The organism is Streptomyces sp. NPDC097129, from assembly GCF_055668065.1.
In genome coordinates this window covers 76,461-94,154 of the sequence record NZ_JBVOQE010000011.1, presented here as the reverse complement: position 1 = coordinate 94,154, position 17,694 = coordinate 76,461, and the positions used below count along the sequence as shown (strand labels likewise).

The following is a 17,694-nucleotide window of genomic DNA, read 5'->3' as shown; positions in this document are numbered from 1 at the left end:
CGGCTGCCGTTGCTGTCACTCCCATGGGTGCACCGGCGCGGCATGTTGTCCTCTGCGACCCGACAATCGGCGTGGGGGGTCGACACCCGTTCGTTCAGGGAGATCGCGCCACCATGAGACGCCCCCTCGCTTCGCTGGGCTGCTGCGCAGCTCTCGTTCTGACCGTCCTCGTCCAGTCGCCCGCCGGGGCCCGGGAGCGCGAGCTGTGGGGCTCGGTGACCATCGTTCCCGGCCGGCAGGGGCTGCTGGAGGTCGCCGGATACGGCGGTCCGGCCCTCGGCGCCGGGTCCCGGCTGACGCTGACCGTGGCGGAGCCGGCCGTGGTGACCGGTACGCCGCTGGCCGACGGCGGGTACCGGGGGGCCGTCGCCGCCGACGGCGGCACCGGCAGTTACACGTTCACCGGCACCGCCGGGGGCGGCCCGTGGACCGGCCGGACGTTCCCGTTCGTGCTGTCCGTGCCCGCGGGCGCCGTGCCGGGGACCCGGCTGAGCGCCTGCGCGATGGTCGTCACCGACGCCGGCGGCGCCCGCCGGGACGAGGGGTCCTGCACCGTCACCGTGGGGCTGCCCGAGCCGACGCTGTCGCAGCCGCTGGCCGGTGTCCCGCTCGACGCGCGGCCGCGGACCGCCGGGACCGCCTATCCGGGCGCCCAGGTCAGCGTCCGGGACGAGAACGAGGACGAGGTGTGCTCCACGACCGCCGCCGCCGACGGCACCTGGTCGTGCGTGCCCGGAACCGACCTGCCGGCCGGCGCCGGGCGGCTGCAGGCCACGGCCACCTTCAACGGGGTCAGCGCGGCCAGCGAGCAGATCCGCATCACCGTGACGTAAGGGCCGGTAAGGGGCCGTAACGGCCTTGCGGGACAACCGTGTTGGCGAAAGATTGACCTTTCATCGGGAGAGTTGACTCTTCCCCGGGCGAGTCCATAGCGGGGCCGCACCTAGATTCGGCCGCATGTCCGTGCCGCTCCCCGTCCTGCCGTATCGCAAGCCCACCAAGGGCCGCGACTACTGGGTCTTCGACGACGTCCTGCCCGATCCCGACGCCGTGCGGGAGCGCGTGCTGCGCACGGACGACTGGGTCAAGGGGTATCCGTACACCTCCGAGAGCTGGCCCGGGCTGCGCACCATGCCCGGTCTGGAACCCGGGGAGCTGGCCGTGGTCGAGAACCTCGTGCGGCGGGCGACCGGGGCGAAGGAGCTGTGGGTGCAGCGGGCGCCGGGCGGCGGCACCCTCAACCACAACTGTGTGCAGGTCGTGGGGGAGGGCGAGAGCGAGCCGAGGCCGCACACCGACTCCCGGGCGCTGTGCCGGTACGCCGCCGTGCTCTACCTCAATCCGGCGGTGCCGAAGGGCTGCGGTACCGCCTTCTACCGGCAGTCCCTGCCCGGCGGGCGGCTCGGCGGGAACGTCGTGCAGGCGCCGCACACCAATCTCGTCCAGGCCCTCGGGACGCGGTTCGTCGCACCGGACGCCTTCGAGGAGGACGTGACGGTTCCGCACCGGTACAACCGGCTGCTGCTCTACCACGCCAACCTCGTGCACAGCGCGACCGGCTACCACGGCCTCTCGCTGGAGGAGAAGCGCATGACGGCGGTGTTCTTCTGGATGGCCTGACGTCCACCTCGGACGCCTCCTCACCCCTCGGACGGCTGTACGGGCGGCATTACCGCTGCGGGTGATACCTAGGGCCGGCGCGTCCTCCGACCGGGCGGTGTACGGACGTGCGCCATTCACGCTGCGCATCCGTGTCCCTACGCTGTGACGAGTTCCGGCAGCAGGTCCGCACGGGGGTCGTATGGGATTCGGATTCGGTCAGCGGCGCGGTGGTCAACTCCCCGCCGAGGTCACCGGCTTCGTCGGCCGCGCGCGGGAACTCATCGCGCTGCGCGAGGCGTTGTCCCAGGAGCGGCTCGTCACGCTGGTCGGGCCCGGCGGCGTCGGCAAGAGCCGTACGGCGCTGCGGGCGGCCGGGGAGGCGGCCGCGCGGTACGCGGACGGGGTGCGGCTCGTGGAGCTGTCGGCGCTGCACGACGCCGAGCTGGTCCCGGCGACGCTCGCCGGGGTGCTGGAGCTGCCCGAGCAGTCCGGCATGAGCGCGCTGGACGCGGTCGTGGAGCATCTGCGCGGCCGGCGGATGCTGGTCGTCCTGGACACCTGCGAGCATCTGCTCGACGCGTGCGCCACGCTCTGCGACATCCTGCTGCGCGAGGCGCCCGGGCTGAGCGTGCTCGCCACCAGCCGTCAGCCGCTGGACGTGCCCGGCGAGCACTGCGTGACCCTGGCGCCGCTGCCCCGCGAGGACGCGGTGGAGCTGTTCCTGCAGCGGGCCGCCGCCGTCACCGCCGGGCAGGGCGTCACCGGCGCGGACCGGGAGCGCACGCTCGCCCTGGTCGACCGGCTGGACGGCATTCCGCTCGCCCTGGAGCTGGCGGCGGTCAGGCTGCGCGCCCTGCCGCTGGCCGAACTGGTCGCCCGGCTGGACCGCCGTTTCGAGGTGCTCACCGGGGGCCGGCGCACCGCGCTGACCCGGCACCAGACCCTGCGCACCGCCATCGACTGGTCCCACGACCTGTGCACCCCGTCCGAACGGCTGCTGTGGGCCCGGCTCTCCGTCTTCGCCGGGCCCTTCGACCTGGCGGCGGCCGAGCAGGTCTGCGCCGGCGGCGCCCTGCCCGCCGAGCGGGTCGTCGAGGCCCTGATCGGGCTGGTGGACAAGTCCGTCGTGCAGCGCGTCGACGAGGACGGCGCCGCGGGACGCTACCGGCTGCTCGACACCATCCGGGAGTACGGGCGCGGACGGCTGTCCCTCACCGACGGCCACGAGGCGGTCCTGGAGCGGCACTTCGGGCGCTACGAGCGGCTCGCGGGGCGCTTCTGGGACGAGTTCGTCGGGCCCTCCCAGGCCGCCCTGCACCGCACGGTGCGGCGGGAGGCCGCCGATGTGCGGGCCGCGCTGGAGTACGGCTGCGCCTGCCCCGCGCGGGCGCCGCGGGCGCTGTGGCTGGCGTCCCGGCTCGGGCCGTACTGGCGGGCCGCGGGCACCCTGTCGGAGGGGCGGTACTGGATCGACAAGGCGCTGGAGCTGACCCCGCGGGACTGCCCCGAACGGGCCTGGGGGCTGTTCATGACCGGCGTGTTCGGGGTGTGGACGGCCGACCTGGACACCGCCCTCGCGCGCTTCCCCGAGGCCCACGCGGTGGCGCGGCGGGCCGGGGAGCGGCGGGTGGAGCTGTTCGCCGAGGCGTATCTGGGCGCGATGACCGCGCTCGGCGGCAAGGTCGAGGAGGGGCTCGCGGAGCTGGAGCGGGCCCGGCAGCGGATCGTCGCCGCCGGTGACGCGCTCGGCATCGGGGTCGTGCACTACGAGGGCGCGCTGCTGCGGGCCGTGCTCGGCGACACGCTGGGGGCGCTGGAGCTGTGCGCGACGGGGCTGGCGTATCTGGAGGGCACCGGTGAGCGGCAGATCTACGCCTCCACGCTGGCGGTGCAGGGGCTGATCCTGTCGCTCGCCGGGGACCACGACGACAGCGCGGGGTGCTTCGAGCGGTCCCTGGAGGCGGCCGCGGAGATGGGCGAGGTGCTGGTGGCGGCCCTGGCCTGCCTGGGCCTCGCCTGGTACGAGGCGCGGCGCGGGCGCCACGCGCGCGCGTGCTGGCTGCTCGGGTACGCCGAGCACGCCCGCCGCCTGGGCGGTGACCCGGTGGCGATGCTGCCGCGGCTGCTGCAGGAGCAGGAGGCGGTGCAGCACGCGGTGCGGGCGGCGCTGGGGGCGGAGGACTTCGGCCGGCTGCGGGACGCGGGGGCGCGGATGTCGGGGCGGCAGGTGCTCGAGGCGGTGCGCGGGGACGCCGACGAGCCGGGGCCCGGGGACGGCGTGCGGCGGCCGCCGCGGCCCCGGGAACCGGTGGAGGGGCATGCGGCGGACACCCTCACGCGACGCGAGCGGGAGGTCGCCGCGCTGGTCGCGCGGGGGCTGTCCAACCGGGAGATCGCCGAGCGGCTGGTCATCTCCAAGCGCACGGTCGACGCCCACGTCGAGCACATCCTGGCCAAGCTGCGCATCACCTCGCGCACGCAGATCACGGCGGCGACCGGGTCGGCCACCTAGGTAGGGGCCGGGCCCGTTCGGGTGGGGCGGGGCGGGAGTAGGTATACGGATCTTCCCCGGTCGTGGTGCGCGGCGCCCGTCCGGCACGGCAGCCTGGGGACAGCCGCCGAGGGGACGGAGCGCCCGGGTGCCGACAGTGGTCGGATCCCCCACGGCTGTCATGGCAGGCATCCGGCGCGGTACCTCCCCCCGGCGGCTGCGGCGGGGCTGCCCCTGGTCGGCGGGGCAGCCCCGCCGTGTGTGAGGTGCGTCACTTTCGGTACCTGTCACGTCTGTTCCCCGTCCCTTGTCCCCTGGGCGTCACCGCTTGGGTGGCCCGGACCCGGGAGGGACCATGACGCACCACGATCCGTACGCAGAGCACCGCATCGTCGTCCTCGGCGCCGGCTACACCGGCATGCTGGCGGCCCTCCGTCTGGCCCGCCGCACCCGCCGCGGCGGCGCCCGCATCACCCTCGTCAACCCCTCGGACCGCTTCACCGAACGCCTGCGCCTGCATCAGCTGGCCGCCGGTCAGGAGCTGGCCGACCACCGCATCCCCGACCTGCTCGCCGGCACACCCGTCACCTTCGTGCGGGGCACGGTCTCCGCCCTGGACGCCGGGGCCCGCACGGTGACCGTGGACGGGGGTGCGGCCGTGCTGCCGTACGACACGCTCGTGTACGCCCTCGGCAGCGGTCCCGACACCGGGCGGGTGCCCGGCGCGGACGCCCACGCGAACACGCTGAACGGCCGCGACGCGGCACTCGCCCTCGCCGGCCGGCTGCGCGCGCTCGCCGCGGCCGGGAGCGGCACGGTGGCCGTGTGCGGCGCCGGGCTGACCGGCGTGGAGGCGGCGACGGAGATCGCGGAGACCTACCCCGCGCTGACGGTGGCCCTGATCAGCACCGGGGAGCCGGGTGCCCTGATGGGCGAGCGGGCGCGCGCCCATCTGCGCCGCGCGCTGGACCGGCTCGGGGTGAGCGCGCGCACCGGCGCCGCGGTCACCAAGGTGCTCCCCGACGGCGTGGAGCTGGCGACCGGTGAGGTCGTGGCGGCCGACGTCTGCCTGTGGACGACCGGCGTGCGCGCGCCGCGCCTGGCCGCCGACGCCGGGATCGAGGTGGACGGCGACGGCCGTGTCGTCACCGACCGCACCCTGCGCTCCGTCTCCCACCCCGACGTGTACGCCGTCGGCGACGCGGCCGCCGTACGCATGCCGTGGGGATCGCTGCACGGCACGTGCCAGAGCGGGATGCCCACCGCCCAGTACGCGGCGGACACGATCGCCCGACGGCTGCGCGGCAAGCCGGTCAAGCCGTTCCGGTTCGGCTATGTCCACCAGCCGGTGAGCCTCGGCCGGCGCGACGCCGTCATCCAGTTCACCCGCCCCGACGACACGCCCCGCCGGGCGTATCTGAGGGGCCGGGCCGCCGTGCTGTACAAGGAGACGGTCAGCGGCAGCCCGCTGCCGGCGTACCGGCTCGTCAAGCGGGCCGATGTGAACGTGGCCCTGTTCAGGGGCGGCCGGGCGACGCGGTGAGGAAGCGCAAGCCATGACGGAACCGACGACCGGGCAGGACCGGCAGGACCCCTACCTCGACCACCGCCGGCTGCTGTTCGCCACCGCCTACCGGATGCTCGGCAGCGTCGCGGACGCCGAGGACGTGCTCCAGGACGCCTGGCTGACCTGGCACCGGGCGGACCGCTCCGACGTGCGCGACCCGCGGGCGTACCTGGTCCGCACGGTCACCAACCTCGCCCTGAACCGGCTCACCTCGGCCCGGGCGCAGCGCGAGAGGTATGTGGGCCCGTGGCTGCCGGAGCCGCTGCTGACCGCCCCCGACGCCGCCGAGGAGACGGAGAGGGCGGACAGCGTGTCGACGGCGATGCTGGTGGTCCTTCAGACCCTGGCGCCGGTCGAGCGGGCGGTGTTCGTGCTGCGCGAGGTCTTCGGCTACCGCCACGCCGAGATCGCCGAGGCCCTCGGCCGCCCCGAGCCGGCGGTCCGGCAGATCGCCCACCGCGCCCGGGCGCACGTCCGGGCCCGCCGTCCCCGTTACGACACCGACGCCGCCCGCCGCGCGGAGGTCACCGGCCGCTTCATCGAGGCGTGCGCGGGCGGTGATCTGACCGCGGTGATGGAACTCCTCGCCCCGGACGTCACCTGCTGGTCCGACGGCGGCGGCAGGATCACCGCGGCCCGGCGTCCGCTGTACGGCCCCGACCACGTGGCCCGCTGGATCCTGGGCGTGCTGGCCAAGCCGCAGTCGCGGGGCGTGGTCATGGAGCGTGCCGAGATCAACGGCGAACTGGGCCTGCTCATGGTGCTGGGCGGCACGCCGGTCGGTGCGCTGACGTACGACGTGCTGGACGGCCGTATCCGGAACCTGCGCTTGCAGGTGAACCCGGACAAACTCGCCGGGGTGCGGGGCTGACACCGGCGCGGGCGAGCGCGGCGCCCCGGCGTCACGGTGTGAACTCGCACCACACGGTCTTGCCGGGATCGCGCTCCCCGACGCCCCACTTGTCGGCCAGCGCCGCCACCAGCAGCAGACCCCGGCCGCCCTCGTCGACCCACCGCCCGCGCCCCTGCGGCAGCGCCGGAACACCGCCCCCGCTGTCGTGCACCTCCACGCGCACCCCGCCGCCGTACGGAATCGGCAGCGGCAGCAGACGCAGGAGAAACCCCCGGCCGGGCGGGACGCCGTGCAGCAGGGCGTTGGTGGTCAGTTCGCTGACGCACAGCAGGATGTCGTCGCCGCGGGGACCGATGTCCCAGTCCGCCAGTGCCTCGCGGGCGAACGCGCGGGCGGCCGGCACGGACTGGCGCTCTCTTCGGTAGAAGCGCTCACGGGGAGAAGGGAGGTGAGTTTCGGCGTTCACGTGAGAAGAGTCACGCTCTGTGGTCATCATGGGACAGAGCGTTCGCCCGTACAACGTGTTTGTACGGGCTCGCGACAGTGAACGTACGCGTGGCGCTGGGGAGTTCGACGGTATGACTACGACTGTGCGGCGGTCGCGGGCCCGGCGCAACGCCTCGTCGATGAAGATGGTCGGCGCGCTGCTGGCCGTCTTCCGCGAGGCGGCCGGCCTCACGCAACGGGAACTGGGCGAGCGGTTCTGCGTCAGCGAGCAGACCATCGCGTCGATCGAACAGGGCCGACGTCCACTGAAGCCGGACCTGGCGGAGCACCTGGACGAACTCCTGGACACCAAGGGCGCGTTGAGCGCCGCGATTCGGCACATGCCGGAGGTGGACCTGGTTCCCCTGTGGGCGGAGGAGTTCCTGGAGAGGGAGCAGGAGGCCATCGCGATCTCGTCGTACGAGAACCAGGTGGTGCCGGGTCTTTTACAGACGGAGGCGTATGCGCGGGCGGTGTTCCGCAGCCGTGTGCCGGTCTACGACGAGGACGAGATCGCCCAGCGTGTGGCCAAGCGGCTCGAACGGCACGACATCCTGCACCGCAAGGAGCCGCCCATCACGTCCTTTGTGGTGTGGGAGCCGGTGGTCCGTGCGCCTATCGGGGGCCGGGAGGTGTGGATCGAGCAGCTGAGCCATCTGCGCACGTGCGCAGAGCTACCGGGGTTCATGCTCCAGGTGCTGCCGCTGGGCCGAACCAATCACGCGGGGCTCGACGGTCCCTTCGTCCTGCTGGAGACGCCTGAACATCAGCGGCTCGCCTACGCGGAGAACCAGCGAGGCAGCCAACTCATCGCAGACCAGGACGAGGTGGCGATCCTCACCCAGAAATATGCGATGCTGCGATCACAGGCCCTCACTCCCGAGGACACGAGGGATCTGCTGGACCGTCTGCTAGGAGAGCAATGAGCGGCACCGCACTTCGGTGGGTCAAGTCGAGCTACAGCGGTAGCGAGGGCGGAAACTGCGTCGAAGTCGCCCACGACTGGCGCAAGTCGAGCTACAGCGGCGACGAGGGCGGGAACTGCGTCGAAGTCGCCCCCCACCCCACCGCCATCCACATCCGCGACTCCAAGACGCCCGAAGCCCCCCACCTCACCGTCGCGCCCACCACCTGGGCCGCCTTCCTCGGTCTCACCCGGCGCTGACGCGCCGAGCGCACCGCACCGCAGGGCCCGGCCGGGGGCGGCCGGGCCCGGGCGGGGGTCAGCGGACCGTTGCCGCGTCCCAGTGGTAGAAGCGGTGGGCCATCGCGTCCTTGGGGCTGCGCCAGGTCGCCGGGTCGTACGCGGAGACGTACGGCGTCAGACGGTCGCTGACGTCACGGAACTCCGGGTGGTCGACCAGGCGCGCGATCGCGGGGCCCGGGTCCTGCTCCGCCTCGATGAGGTGGAGGTAGATGTCGTTGAACTGGAACAGGCTGCGCCGGCTGACGCCCACCAGGTGCGGCAGCTCGCCCCGGTCGGAGTCGGCGAAGACCTGCGCGATGTCGCCCTCCGAGCCGGGCTTCATCCGGGCGACGATCAGGGTGTGGTGCATCGCGGTGCGCCCCCTCAGTCCGTGGCCAGCGCGGGCTCACGGCGCTCGTCGCCGGCCGCCTGCTCGATGCGGTCGCGGATCAGCGCCATCTGCGTCTTGGAGTTCCGGTTGATCATCGTGGTCATGCCAGCGTCGTCGACCGGCGCCTCGGGCTTCATCGCGAAGTCCTGGATCCAGCGCATCCGCACACCCTCGGGCGTCTCGCGGTACTCCCAGCGGATGTTCATGTACTGGAAGGGCCCGGTCTCCACGCGGTGCGCGCGCACGGTACGGCTCGCACGGTCGGCGGTGCGCTCCGACACCCAGCTCCACACCTTGCCCTGCTCGTCGGGGTGCATGGTGAGCCGGAACGTCACCGTGTCGCCCTTGCGGTCGAGGACGTCGACCGAGGCGTACTCGCTGAACAGGTCCGGCCAGTTGTCCAGGTCGTTGGTCATCTCCCAGACCAGGTCGAACGGGGCGGCGATGGTGATCTCGTTCTCGGTGTGGCCGTCGGTCATGTCAGGCTCCACTCGTCAGGGCGTCGTTGACCAGCGCGAGGAACTCGGCCGGCGTCTTGCACTTCTCCGCGTTCTCCGGCAGCGCGGCGCTGTGCCGCTTCTCCAGCTCGGCGACGATGCCGAGCAGGCCCAGCGAGTCCAGTCCGAAGGTGTCGAAACCGGACGCGGACTTCCGCTCCAGCTCCTGCGGCTCGACACTGACGCCGGCCGTGCGCTTCATCAGGTCCGCCAGGTCGGCGTAGGTGACGCCGGCGGTCAGCCGGTGGTCCAGTTGGTCGGTCATGTGCTGTTCCCTCTCTTGTGGCTGCTGTGGACGGGTCACGGCGCGCGCAGGACGAGCGCCGCGTTGTTGCCCATCAGGCCCCGGCTGACGACCAGGGCCGTACGGACCTCGGCACTCCGGCCGCGGCCGGTCACCAGGTCCAGCTCGTGACAGGGGTCGAAGACGTTCGGCGTGGGCGGGATCAGGCCGTGCTCCATCGCGAGCACCGCCGTCGCCACGTCCAGCGCCGCCGCCGCGCAGTGCGCCCGGCCCCCGCCGGTCTTCGGCGCGGTCACCGGCACCGCCCGGGCGTGCGGCCCGAGCGCGTCGGCGAGGGCGAGGACCTCCGCCTCGTCGGCCTCGGGCACCCCCAGCGCGTCGGCGAAGACGACGTCCACATCCTGTGGACGGCACCCCGCCTGCTCCAGCGCCCCGGTGATCGCGCGGGCCAGTCCCTCGCGGGAACCGGCCCAGCCGGAGGCCCCGGTGAAGGTCGCCGCGTGCCCGGCCACCGTCGCCCGCGCCTGCGCGCCCCGCTCGCGCGCCGCCCGTTCGTCCTCCAGGACGAACATCGCGCCGCCCTCACCGGGCACGAAACCGCAGGCACCCGAGGTGAAGGGCCGGTACGCGCGCTCCGGGTCGTCGCTCGTGCTCAGCTCCGGATAGCCGAGCTGGCACACCATCGAGTACGGCGCGAGCGGCGCCTCCGTGGCGCCGACCACCACCGCGTCCGTACCCCGGCCGATCGCCCGCGCCGCGTGCGCCAGCGCGTCCAGGCCGCCCGGCTCGTCCGCGCACACCACCCCGCACGGGCCCTTGAACCCGCCGCGGATGGAGGTCTGGCCGGTGCTGGCGGCGTAGAACCAGGCGATCGACTGGTACGGCCCGACGTGCTTGGGACCGTCGCCCCACAGCTTCTGCAGCTCCCGCTGGCCGAACTCGCCGCCGCCGGAGCCCGCGGCCGTCACCACACCCACCCCGTACGGCGAGCCGATGTCGGCCGGCGCCAGCCGGGCGTCGTCCAGGGCCAGCTGGGCCGCGGCCATGGCGTGGTGCGTGAACCGGTCCGTCTGGACCAGGTACGTCGCCTCGATCAACGCCGCCGGGTCGAACCCTTGCACCTCGCCGCCCACCTTCAGCGGCAGGTGCGTACAGCCCTCCCGGGTGATCGGGCCGAGGAAGCTGCGGCCGTCGGCCACCGCCTTCCAGTACGTCTCCGCGCCGACGCCCTGCGGCGCCACCACTCCCAGCCCGGTGACGACGGCCCGCCGGGTATCCGGTCCGCTCATCGCAGCCTCCTCTCCGGTCCTGTCAGCACGACCGCCGACTGGAACCCGCCGAACCCGCTGCCCACCGACAGCACCGTGGAGAGCTGCCGCTCCCGCGCGGTGCGCGGCACATAGTCCAGGTCGCACTCGGGGTCCGGCACCTCGTAGTTCGCGGTCGGCGGCACCACCTGGTGCGCCAGCGCCAGCACGCACGCCACCAGCTCTATGGAGCCGATCGCGCCGAGCGAATGGCCCACCATCGACTTGATCGAGCTCATCGGGGTGTCGAAGGCGTGCGCGCCCAGAGAGCGTTTGACCGCGGCGGTCTCGTGACGGTCGTTCTGCTGGGTGCCCGACCCGTGCGCGTTGACATAGCCGACGGCCGTCGCGTCCAGCCGGGCCTGGTCCAGGGCGTCGTCGATGGCCCGCGCCATCTCCAGGCCGTCCTTGGTCAGACCGGTCATGTGGTACGCGTTGCCGTACGTGGCGTAGCCGGCCAGCTCGCAGTAGATCTCCGCGCCGCGCGCCCGGGCGTGCTCCAGGTCCTCCAGCACCAGGACCGCGCCGCCCTCGCCCATCACGAACCCGTTGCGGCGGGCGTCGAAGGGGCGGGAGGCGTGCTCGGGATCGTCGTTGCTGGGCGACGTCGCCTTGATCGCGTCGAAGCACGCCATGGTGATCGGGGATATCGGCGAGTCCGACGCGCCCGCGAGCACCACGTCGGCGCGGCCCTCGGCGACGGCCTGCGCGGCGTAGCCGACCGCGTCCAGGCCCGAGGTGCAGCCGGTGGAGACGGTCTGCACCACGCCGCACGCCCCGAACTCCTCGGCGACCGTGGCCGCGAGGGTGCTCGGCGAGTACGCGCGGTGCAGCTCCGGCCCCGCCTTGGTGTGGTCCACGTCCCAGCGGGCGCCGTGCTCGCTGACCAGCACGTAGTCGTGCTCCAGCCGGGTGGTGCCGCCGACCGCGGTGCCGAGGAAGGCGCCCATGCGCCACGGGTCCTCGCGGGCCGTGTCCAGGCCCGCGTCCCGCACCGCCTCGGCGGCCGCGACCAGGGCGAACTGTATGTACCGGTCGCAGCGCTGGGTGGTCGCGAGGTCCAGCCCGTGCGCCGCGGGGTCGAAGTCGCACTCGGCGGCCATCTGCGAGCGCAGTCCCTCCGGGTCGAACAGGGAGATCCTGCGGGTGGCCGTACGGCCGCCGGAGAGCAGGTCCCAGAACGCGGGGACGCCGATGCCGCCGGGTGCGACGACGCCTATGCCGGTGACCGCGACGCGCCTGTTCATGACATCACCTCGGCGGGTTCGCCCTCCTCGGTGTCGACGTGCCCCATGTCCGGGCGCGGCGCCAGCGGGCCGAGGTGGAAGACGATCCGCGCCTCGGTGTCACCGACGTTGCGGAACCGGTGCCGCACGTGCGGCGGGATCAGCAGCCCCTGCTCGGTGCGCAGATGCTGCGGCTCGCCGTCCAGGTCGACCTCGAACACGCCCTGCGTGACGAAGACGAACTCCTCGGAGTACGGGTGGTAGTGCTCGGCGATGCGCTCCCCGGGCTGCACGATGGCCACGCCCATGAAGCCGCTGGTCGAGCCCGCGGTCGTCGGCGTCAGAAGCGCGCGGACGTCACCGCCGCGCCGGCGGTTGGGGGCGATCGAACCGAGGTCGACGATGCGTGCCTGCTGTTGCGTCATGACGTTTCACTCCGGGAGGGGAAGAGGGTTCGGGGTGAGTCGGGGAAGGGCGGCGGCCCGGGCGATGCGGGTCAGGAGGCCGCCGCCGTGCGGTCCGTGAGCGGTCGCATCCGCGCCCGGGTCAGGAGGCGGGGCAGCGCCCGCTCGTCCGTCAGCGGGACGTCGAGGCCGAGGGCGTCGCCGTCCAGCAGCGGCGCGGCCGCGGCGCGCGCCTCCGGGTCGGCCAGGGCGAGGACGTGTCCGGGGGCGTCCTGCGGGTCGCCCGCGACATCGACCAGGCGCACCACGAGGTCGTCGCGGTGGAAGACGGTGCAGGACGTCACCGGGGTCTCCGCGTCGCCGCCGGCCGCCGCGTCCTGCCGGGCCAGCAGCCGGGCCAGCGCCGGACCGGCGCCCGGGCGGGCGGGATACAGCAGGGCCACCCGCTCCAGGCCGGCGCCCGGGGTGACGGCGTCCACATGGTGTACGGCGGGCAGCGCGGCCCGGGTGAAGAAGGCCCGCGCGGACTTGGGGTCGTTCAGGTCGCGGTCCTGCTCCAGATACGGGTTGATCGCCTCCTCCACGGCCCGCACCTCCGGCTGGCGCGACACGTGCCGCAGCGCCGCCTGCAGGTCGCCGCGCACCTCGACCGCGCGCACCACCCGGTTGCCGTGCAGGAACAGGGACGTGCGCAGCAGCCGGGTGGTGTCGTCCACCCGGGGCTGCGGCGAGGCGTAGTGGGACAGCAGCTCGGCGACGACCGCCTCGCTGCCCGGGGTGACCGTGAAGGTCAGGGCGTGCCGGACGACGTTGCCGCCGGTGCGCGGGGCCGGCTGCAGACCGCCCGGGGACAGCGCGCCGGCGCTGCCGGACGTCTCGCGCAGCACGGTGTAGCGCAGCGAGCGGGTGTCGCGGACGCAGCCGCTCATCGGCTCGACCATGTCCAGGTGCTGGTCGCTGTTGACCCAGGCGAGGAAGGGCTCGGCGCTCTCCCACTCGCTGGTGATGAGCCACTGGGTGGGGTTCTCCAGGGACTGGCACAGCTGGTCGCTGATGTGTCCCGGCACGGCGGCCACCTGCGCGCACATGCGCTCGTAGGCGGTCAGGAACTCCTGTTGGGTTCCGTCGTGGATGTCCACCATGAGCACGACCCGCACCCGGGACCCGTCGAACGCGTCCGTGGCGACGCGGTCCGGGACCGTCGACACGGCGGGAGAGACCGTCATCCTGCACACCTCTTCTTCGGGTGGGGAGTTCTGTTTTCCGCGGTGGGTGGTGGGTGGGGGTCGCTCGGGGCGGCCTCCGCGGCCACGTAGGGACGATCCTGAGCCGAGCCGCACGAGTGCGCGATCCGGGCGGGGTGAGCGGGTGAAGCGTGAGCCGCCGGCGGCGGCGCGGGGCATGGATGAGAACCCGTGGGATCGACGCGCTGGAGGCGAAGCGATGAAGCAACTGGCCGGTCAGGAGGCCGTGCACCGGGTTCCTGTCCTGATCGTCGGAGGGTCCCTGGTGGGACTGTCGACATCCGTGTTCCTGGGCCGTCTGGGGGTACGGCACACCCTCCTGGAGCGGCATTCCGGTACGTCCATTCACCCGCGTGGGCGAGGCAACAACGTCCGGACGATGGAACTGTTCCGTGCCGCGGGCGTCGAGGAGGACATCCACCGGGCCGCGGCCACGCTGGCCGGCAACCACGGCATCCTGCAGACGCCGACGCTCGTCGGGGATGCCGGGGAGTGGCTGTTCCGGGAGATCGACCCGGGCGGCGGCCTGGCCCGCTTCAGCCCGACCTCCTGGTGCCTGTGCAGTCAGAACGACCTGGAGCCGGTGCTGCTGGACCACGCCGTGGCGCTGGGCGGTGACCTGCGCTTCTCCACCGAGCTGATGTCCTTCGAGGTGGACGGCGACGGGGTGAGCGCCGTCGCCAAGAGCCGTGAGACCGGCGAGCACCTGCGGGTGCGGGCCGACTATCTCGTCGCCGCGGACGGGCCGCGCAGTCCCGTGCGCGAGCAGCTCGGCATCGGGCAGAGCGGGCCGGGCGACCTGTTCCACAACATCAGCGTGACGTTCCGCTCGCGCGGGCTGGCGGAGGTGGTCGGGGACCGGCGGTTCATCGTGTGCTACCTGACCTCCGCCGACGCCGACGGGGCGCTGCTGCCCGTGGACAACCGGGAGAACTGGGTGTTCCACGCGCCCTGGCACCCCGAACAGGGGGAAACCGTCGAGGAGTTCACCGACGAGCGGTGCATCGCGCACATCCGGCGCGCGGTCGGCGTCGACGACCTCGACGTGGAGATCACCGGGCGCGCGCCCTGGCACGCCGCCCAGCGCGTCGCCACGGCGTACCGGTCCGGGCGGGTGTTCCTCGCCGGGGACTCAGCGCACGAGATGTCTCCGACAGGGGCGTTCGGGTCCAACACCGGGATCCAGGACGCGCACAACCTGGCGTGGAAACTCGCGGCCGTGCTCGGGGGGTGGGCCGGGGACGGGCTGCTGGACAGCTACGACGCGGAACGGCGGCCAGTGGCGGAGGCGACCAGCGCGCGGGCGGCTGTGCGGTCGGTGGAGCATGCCCATCCTGGGTTTGCGCCGACTGCCGGGGCCGGCGGGGTCGGCGGGGCCGGCGGGGGTGGCGGGCGGCGGCCCGGGGGGATCCTCGATGTGGCGCTGGGGTACCGGTACCCGGGCGGTGCCGTCGTCGGGGCCGATGGTGGAGGGCCTGTGGTGCCCGACCGGCTCGAGCTGTCCGGGGCGCCGGGCAGCCGGGCGCCGCATCTGTGGGTGCGGCGGGGGGATGGTGATGGCGATGCGCGGGTGTCGACGCTGGATCTCTACGAGACGTCGCTGGTGCTGCTGTGCGACGCGGCGGAGGGGCGGGCCTGGTACGACGCGGCGCTGCGGCTGGCCGACGAGCTGAGGCTGCCGTTGCGGCCGCATCGGGTGGGGGCCGGTGGGGATCTCGTGCCCGAGGACGCGTCCGTGTCGTGGTCCTCGCTGCACGGGGTGGCCGCGGGGGGTGCGGTTCTCGTGCGGCCCGACGGGTTCGTGGCGTGGCGCACGGCGCATGCGGTGCAGGATGCGGAGCGGGAGTTGAGGGGGGTGCTGGGGAGGGTGCTGTCTTTGCGGACGTGACGGGTGCCTGCGGCGCTGGGTCGTGTGTCGTCTGCGGGTGCGTTGTGGTTGCTCGCGCCGTTCCCCGCGCCCCTTTTGTGCCTGCGGCGGCCCGTGCGGGTGCGTGGTGGGCTGGTGTCGCGCCTTCGGTTCGTCGTGGGTCGGGGCCGGGGTGGGGGGTGTCCGTCCTCGGTCCGGCCGCCCGTCCCCGACGAGGGCACCGTTGCCCGGTGCCGGCCGCTGCGGGCGGACACCCCCCACCCCGTCCCCTCCCCGCCGCGCGCGGGTGCACCAACGCCGTGGCGGGTGCCTCGTCCCGCTCAGCTGCGGGGGGCAGTCCGGTCCAGCCAAGCCGCGGGCATGCGTGCCGCCTGGGGCGGCACGGGTGGGCGCGGGAGGCGCCCCGCCAGCGCCGGTGAGCGCACCCACCCCCGGTCAGCCACAACGCCGGGTGCTGTAAGCGGCGTTACCGCGTCGGGGCTGTTGTCGGTGTTGTTGTGGGGGGTGTTGATGGGGACGGGGCCGGTGAGGGGGGTGCGGTGGTGGGGGTGGGGGACTGCGTGGGGGTTGTTATCGGGGGTGGTGCCGCCGGGGGGGTGGGGGACGCCGGGGTGGACCGGTGCAGGGGGAGTGTGAGGAGGGCTGCCGCTGCGCAGCACACCGCTGTCGTGGCCGCCGTGCGCAGCGCCCGGCGGGTGGTCGCGGCGCGGCGGAGTCTGCGGTAGTGGCCGGGGGGTGGGGGGAGGTGCCCGGCGGGGGGACGCAGGAGTACCGCGAGGGGGTCGTCGTCGTCAGAGTGAGTGGTCAAGGCTTCTCCTCAGGTGGACGCGGAGCAGTTCGCGGGCCGCGTGCAGGTCGGCCTTGACGGTTCCTTCCTTGCGTCCGGTCAGCACCGACACCTCCCGGATCGGCATGTCAGCGTAGTAGTGGAGGAGGATCGGCACGCGCAGCCGCTGCGGGAGGGACTGCACCAGGAGGCGTATGGAGGGGTCGGCCTGCTCGGTGTGCGCGGGCGCCTCCGCCCCTGCCCGGCGTACGGCCCTGCGTTCGCGTTCCTGTTTGCGCCAGTGGTCGCGGACCAGGTTGGCCGCCGTGACGTAGAGGAACCCGCGGGGCTCGTCCACCTTCGTCCAGCGGGCCCACAGCCGGGTGAACGCCTCCGACGCGATCTCGTGGGCCGTCCCGTCGTCGTCGACGAGACGGCGGCACCAGCCGGCGAGGCGGGGGTAGAGGGCGGCGAACAGTTCGGACGCCGCCTGGTCACGACCCACCGTGCTCCGCGAAGACGATGACGTTGTCGGGGTAGCCGTCGTCCGTGCGCCGGCCCCCGCAGGTGATCAGGCGCAGCACGGGGCGGTCCACGTCGCCGTACACGTCGGCCGTGGGGAAGCGCGACTTGGCGACGGTCCACACCGCGGTCACCGTGAACTCCGGCCGGGTGCCGTCGCTCAGGCGCGTGGTGACGCGGTCGCCCCGGCGCAGCCGGTCCAGGTGGCGGAAGACGCCGTCGCCGTAGCGGCCGACGGTGACATGGCCGAGGAGGACGCAGGGGCCGGTCCGTCCCGGTGCGGGGGAGTGCCGGTACCAGCCCGCCCGGTCGTGCGCGGTGACCGGCGGCACCTCCACCGTGCCGTCCGCCGCCAGGCCCAGCTGGATGACCGGGGTGTCCACGTCGATGGCCGGGACCCGCAGGCGGACGGGTGTGGGCGTGCCGGGTGGCAGCGGGGTGTCGTCCTTGCGTGCCTGCGGGCGGGGCTTCGGGGCGGCGCAGGCGGTGAGGAGCGTCGCCGCCGCCGCGCCGGTGAACGTCCGCCGGGTCAGCGGGCTCACGCTCCGGTCGCCCGTCGACGCCGTACGGCGAAACCGGCGCCGCCCGCCAGGAGCAGCGCGGCGGCTCCTGAGCCGATCAGGCCGGAGTGGGACTCGGTGGGGGCCGCGACGCCGGTGTTCGGGGCGCCGCTCGGGACGACGGAGACCTGCCCCGGTGCGGGAGCGGCCGACGGGGCCGCCGTGGGCGCGGCGCCGGGGACGGTCGGGGCCGCCGAGGGCGCGGCGTCCGGGAAGGTCGGGGACGGGGCGGGTGCGGTGGCCGGTGCGGCGGAGGGCGCCGTGGAGGGGATCGGGCTGGGGGCCGCGGTGGCGGTGGCGGACGCGGGGGCCGTGGCCGCCAGGACCGCCGCGCAGGCGAGCAGGGTGGTGAGGCCGCTTCGGCGCATGGTGTGTCTCCCTCGGACGGGCGGGTGGTGCTCGGTCGTGCGGAGAGACGACCGGGCCGCCGGGCGGGTTGTAAAGAGAAGGCAAAGGACGCGGGGGTGATCTGCGTCACCTG

The 17,694-nt window shown here is 73.8% G+C and carries 19 protein-coding genes; 8 read left to right on the top strand and 11 right to left on the bottom strand.

Annotated features, from left to right (window positions below; translation table 11 throughout):
* Positions 1-113: 113 nt before the first annotated feature.
* The 5 genes from AC0B9F_RS28490 to AC0B9F_RS28470 all read left to right on the top strand — a co-directional run bounded on the left by AC0B9F_RS28490 (position 114) and on the right by AC0B9F_RS28470 (position 6,531).
* Entirely contained in the window at positions 114-833 is a 720-nt protein-coding gene (locus AC0B9F_RS28490) for an Ig-like domain-containing protein (RefSeq protein ID WP_472007406.1), read from the top strand.
* Positions 834-957: 124 nt separating this feature from the next.
* The gene (locus AC0B9F_RS28485) at positions 958-1,620 is read left to right on the top strand and encodes a DUF6445 family protein (RefSeq protein ID WP_472007404.1); all 663 of its coding nucleotides are present in this window, start codon (positions 958-960) and stop codon (positions 1,618-1,620) included.
* Positions 1,621-1,801: 181 nt separating this feature from the next.
* Positions 1,802-4,114 (top strand): ATP-binding protein, encoded by a 2,313-nt coding sequence (locus AC0B9F_RS28480; protein WP_472007402.1) that lies wholly within the window; start codon positions 1,802-1,804, stop codon positions 4,112-4,114.
* A 334-nt stretch (positions 4,115-4,448) separates the two neighbouring features.
* On the top strand, positions 4,449-5,636 hold the full coding sequence (locus AC0B9F_RS28475; RefSeq protein ID WP_472007401.1) for an NAD(P)/FAD-dependent oxidoreductase: 1,188 nt from the start codon (positions 4,449-4,451) through the stop codon (positions 5,634-5,636).
* A 13-nt stretch (positions 5,637-5,649) separates the two neighbouring features.
* Positions 5,650-6,531, top strand: a complete 882-nt coding sequence (locus tag AC0B9F_RS28470) for an RNA polymerase sigma-70 factor (RefSeq protein ID WP_472007399.1) — start codon at positions 5,650-5,652, stop codon at positions 6,529-6,531.
* Positions 6,532-6,562: 31 nt separating this feature from the next.
* On the opposite strand, the gene AC0B9F_RS28465 is transcribed toward AC0B9F_RS28470, so the two are convergent.
* A complete protein-coding gene (locus tag AC0B9F_RS28465; protein ID WP_472007398.1) occupies positions 6,563-6,979 on the bottom strand; it encodes an ATP-binding protein in 417 nt (138 codons plus the stop codon).
* A 112-nt stretch (positions 6,980-7,091) separates the two neighbouring features.
* Here AC0B9F_RS28465 and AC0B9F_RS28460 point away from each other — a divergent pair, with 112 nt between their 5' ends.
* Together AC0B9F_RS28460 and AC0B9F_RS28455 are read left to right on the top strand one after the other, a co-directional pair.
* Positions 7,092-7,925 (top strand): helix-turn-helix domain-containing protein, encoded by an 834-nt coding sequence (locus tag AC0B9F_RS28460; RefSeq protein ID WP_472007397.1) that lies wholly within the window; start codon positions 7,092-7,094, stop codon positions 7,923-7,925.
* Positions 7,922-8,164 carry a DUF397 domain-containing protein gene (locus AC0B9F_RS28455; protein WP_472007396.1) on the top strand — a complete coding sequence of 81 codons (243 nt, stop codon included), beginning with the start codon at positions 7,922-7,924 and terminating at the stop codon, positions 8,162-8,164. Before AC0B9F_RS28460 ends, AC0B9F_RS28455 begins: the two co-directional genes overlap by 4 nt.
* 58 nt (positions 8,165-8,222) lie before the next feature.
* On the opposite strand, the gene AC0B9F_RS28450 is transcribed toward AC0B9F_RS28455, so the two are convergent.
* The 7 genes from AC0B9F_RS28450 to AC0B9F_RS28420 form a co-directional block, all read right to left on the bottom strand.
* Positions 8,223-8,555 (bottom strand): TcmI family type II polyketide cyclase, encoded by a 333-nt coding sequence (locus AC0B9F_RS28450; RefSeq protein ID WP_472007395.1) that lies wholly within the window; start codon positions 8,553-8,555, stop codon positions 8,223-8,225.
* A gap of 14 nt (positions 8,556-8,569) precedes the next feature.
* Positions 8,570-9,055 (bottom strand): SRPBCC family protein, encoded by a 486-nt coding sequence (locus AC0B9F_RS28445; RefSeq protein ID WP_472007393.1) that lies wholly within the window; start codon positions 9,053-9,055, stop codon positions 8,570-8,572.
* A gap of 1 nt (position 9,056) precedes the next feature.
* Positions 9,057-9,338 carry a phosphopantetheine-binding protein gene (locus AC0B9F_RS28440; RefSeq protein WP_472007390.1) on the bottom strand — a complete coding sequence of 94 codons (282 nt, stop codon included), beginning with the start codon at positions 9,336-9,338 and terminating at the stop codon, positions 9,057-9,059.
* A 35-nt stretch (positions 9,339-9,373) separates the two neighbouring features.
* Positions 9,374-10,606, bottom strand: coding sequence for a beta-ketoacyl synthase N-terminal-like domain-containing protein (locus AC0B9F_RS28435; RefSeq protein WP_472007388.1), 1,233 nt, complete (start codon positions 10,604-10,606; stop codon positions 9,374-9,376).
* Positions 10,603-11,871, bottom strand: coding sequence for a beta-ketoacyl-[acyl-carrier-protein] synthase family protein (locus AC0B9F_RS28430; RefSeq protein ID WP_472007386.1), 1,269 nt, complete (start codon positions 11,869-11,871; stop codon positions 10,603-10,605). The genes AC0B9F_RS28435 and AC0B9F_RS28430 overlap by 4 nt, the downstream gene beginning before the upstream one ends.
* The gene (locus tag AC0B9F_RS28425) at positions 11,868-12,275 is read right to left on the bottom strand and encodes a cupin domain-containing protein (protein ID WP_361634879.1); all 408 of its coding nucleotides are present in this window, start codon (positions 12,273-12,275) and stop codon (positions 11,868-11,870) included. The genes AC0B9F_RS28430 and AC0B9F_RS28425 overlap by 4 nt, the downstream gene beginning before the upstream one ends.
* A gap of 71 nt (positions 12,276-12,346) precedes the next feature.
* Positions 12,347-13,480 carry a SchA/CurD-like domain-containing protein gene (locus AC0B9F_RS28420; RefSeq protein ID WP_472007384.1) on the bottom strand — a complete coding sequence of 378 codons (1,134 nt, stop codon included), beginning with the start codon at positions 13,478-13,480 and terminating at the stop codon, positions 12,347-12,349.
* Positions 13,481-13,697: 217 nt separating this feature from the next.
* On the opposite strand from AC0B9F_RS28420, the gene AC0B9F_RS28415 reads away from it, so the two are divergent.
* Positions 13,698-15,386: an FAD-dependent oxidoreductase gene (locus AC0B9F_RS28415; protein ID WP_472007382.1), complete on the top strand. Its 1,689-nt coding sequence runs from the start codon at positions 13,698-13,700 to the stop codon at positions 15,384-15,386.
* A gap of 770 nt (positions 15,387-16,156) precedes the next feature.
* On the opposite strand, the gene AC0B9F_RS28410 is transcribed toward AC0B9F_RS28415, so the two are convergent.
* The 3 genes from AC0B9F_RS28410 to AC0B9F_RS28400 are packed head-to-tail and all read right to left on the bottom strand — an operon-like array spanning position 16,157 to position 17,581.
* The gene (locus AC0B9F_RS28410; RefSeq protein WP_472007380.1) at positions 16,157-16,636 is read right to left on the bottom strand and encodes an RNA polymerase sigma factor; all 480 of its coding nucleotides are present in this window, start codon (positions 16,634-16,636) and stop codon (positions 16,157-16,159) included.
* Positions 16,626-17,195: a class F sortase gene (locus tag AC0B9F_RS28405; RefSeq protein WP_472007378.1), complete on the bottom strand. Its 570-nt coding sequence runs from the start codon at positions 17,193-17,195 to the stop codon at positions 16,626-16,628. Before AC0B9F_RS28405 ends, AC0B9F_RS28410 begins: the two co-directional genes overlap by 11 nt.
* Complete coding sequence (locus AC0B9F_RS28400) at positions 17,192-17,581, bottom strand: sortase-dependent protein (RefSeq protein WP_472007377.1); 390 nt, start codon at positions 17,579-17,581, stop codon at positions 17,192-17,194. Before AC0B9F_RS28400 ends, AC0B9F_RS28405 begins: the two co-directional genes overlap by 4 nt.
* Between the last annotated feature and the right edge of the window lie 113 nt (positions 17,582-17,694).

Bases quoted from the DNA above. Each gene is read 5' to 3' on its own strand.
- AC0B9F_RS28470 (WP_472007399.1), top strand. From the start codon at position 5,650: ATGACGGAACCGACGACCGGGCAGGACCGGCAGGACCCCTACCTCGAC.
- AC0B9F_RS28420 (WP_472007384.1), bottom strand. From the start codon at position 13,480: ATGACGGTCTCTCCCGCCGTGTCGACGGTCCCGGACCGCGTCGCCACG.
- AC0B9F_RS28430 (WP_472007386.1), bottom strand. From the start codon at position 11,871: ATGAACAGGCGCGTCGCGGTCACCGGCATAGGCGTCGTCGCACCCGGC.
- AC0B9F_RS28435 (WP_472007388.1), bottom strand. From the start codon at position 10,606: ATGAGCGGACCGGATACCCGGCGGGCCGTCGTCACCGGGCTGGGAGTG.
- AC0B9F_RS28460 (WP_472007397.1), top strand. From the start codon at position 7,092: ATGACTACGACTGTGCGGCGGTCGCGGGCCCGGCGCAACGCCTCGTCG.
- AC0B9F_RS28480 (WP_472007402.1), top strand. From the start codon at position 1,802: ATGGGATTCGGATTCGGTCAGCGGCGCGGTGGTCAACTCCCCGCCGAG.
- AC0B9F_RS28445 (WP_472007393.1), bottom strand. From the start codon at position 9,055: ATGACCGACGGCCACACCGAGAACGAGATCACCATCGCCGCCCCGTTC.
- AC0B9F_RS28415 (WP_472007382.1), top strand. From the start codon at position 13,698: ATGAAGCAACTGGCCGGTCAGGAGGCCGTGCACCGGGTTCCTGTCCTG.
- AC0B9F_RS28400 (WP_472007377.1), bottom strand. From the start codon at position 17,581: ATGCGCCGAAGCGGCCTCACCACCCTGCTCGCCTGCGCGGCGGTCCTG.
- AC0B9F_RS28455 (WP_472007396.1), top strand. From the start codon at position 7,922: ATGAGCGGCACCGCACTTCGGTGGGTCAAGTCGAGCTACAGCGGTAGC.
- AC0B9F_RS28440 (WP_472007390.1), bottom strand. From the start codon at position 9,338: ATGACCGACCAACTGGACCACCGGCTGACCGCCGGCGTCACCTACGCC.
- AC0B9F_RS28490 (WP_472007406.1), top strand. From the start codon at position 114: ATGAGACGCCCCCTCGCTTCGCTGGGCTGCTGCGCAGCTCTCGTTCTG.
- AC0B9F_RS28425 (WP_361634879.1), bottom strand. From the start codon at position 12,275: ATGACGCAACAGCAGGCACGCATCGTCGACCTCGGTTCGATCGCCCCC.
- AC0B9F_RS28485 (WP_472007404.1), top strand. From the start codon at position 958: ATGTCCGTGCCGCTCCCCGTCCTGCCGTATCGCAAGCCCACCAAGGGC.
- AC0B9F_RS28475 (WP_472007401.1), top strand. From the start codon at position 4,449: ATGACGCACCACGATCCGTACGCAGAGCACCGCATCGTCGTCCTCGGC.
- AC0B9F_RS28450 (WP_472007395.1), bottom strand. From the start codon at position 8,555: ATGCACCACACCCTGATCGTCGCCCGGATGAAGCCCGGCTCGGAGGGC.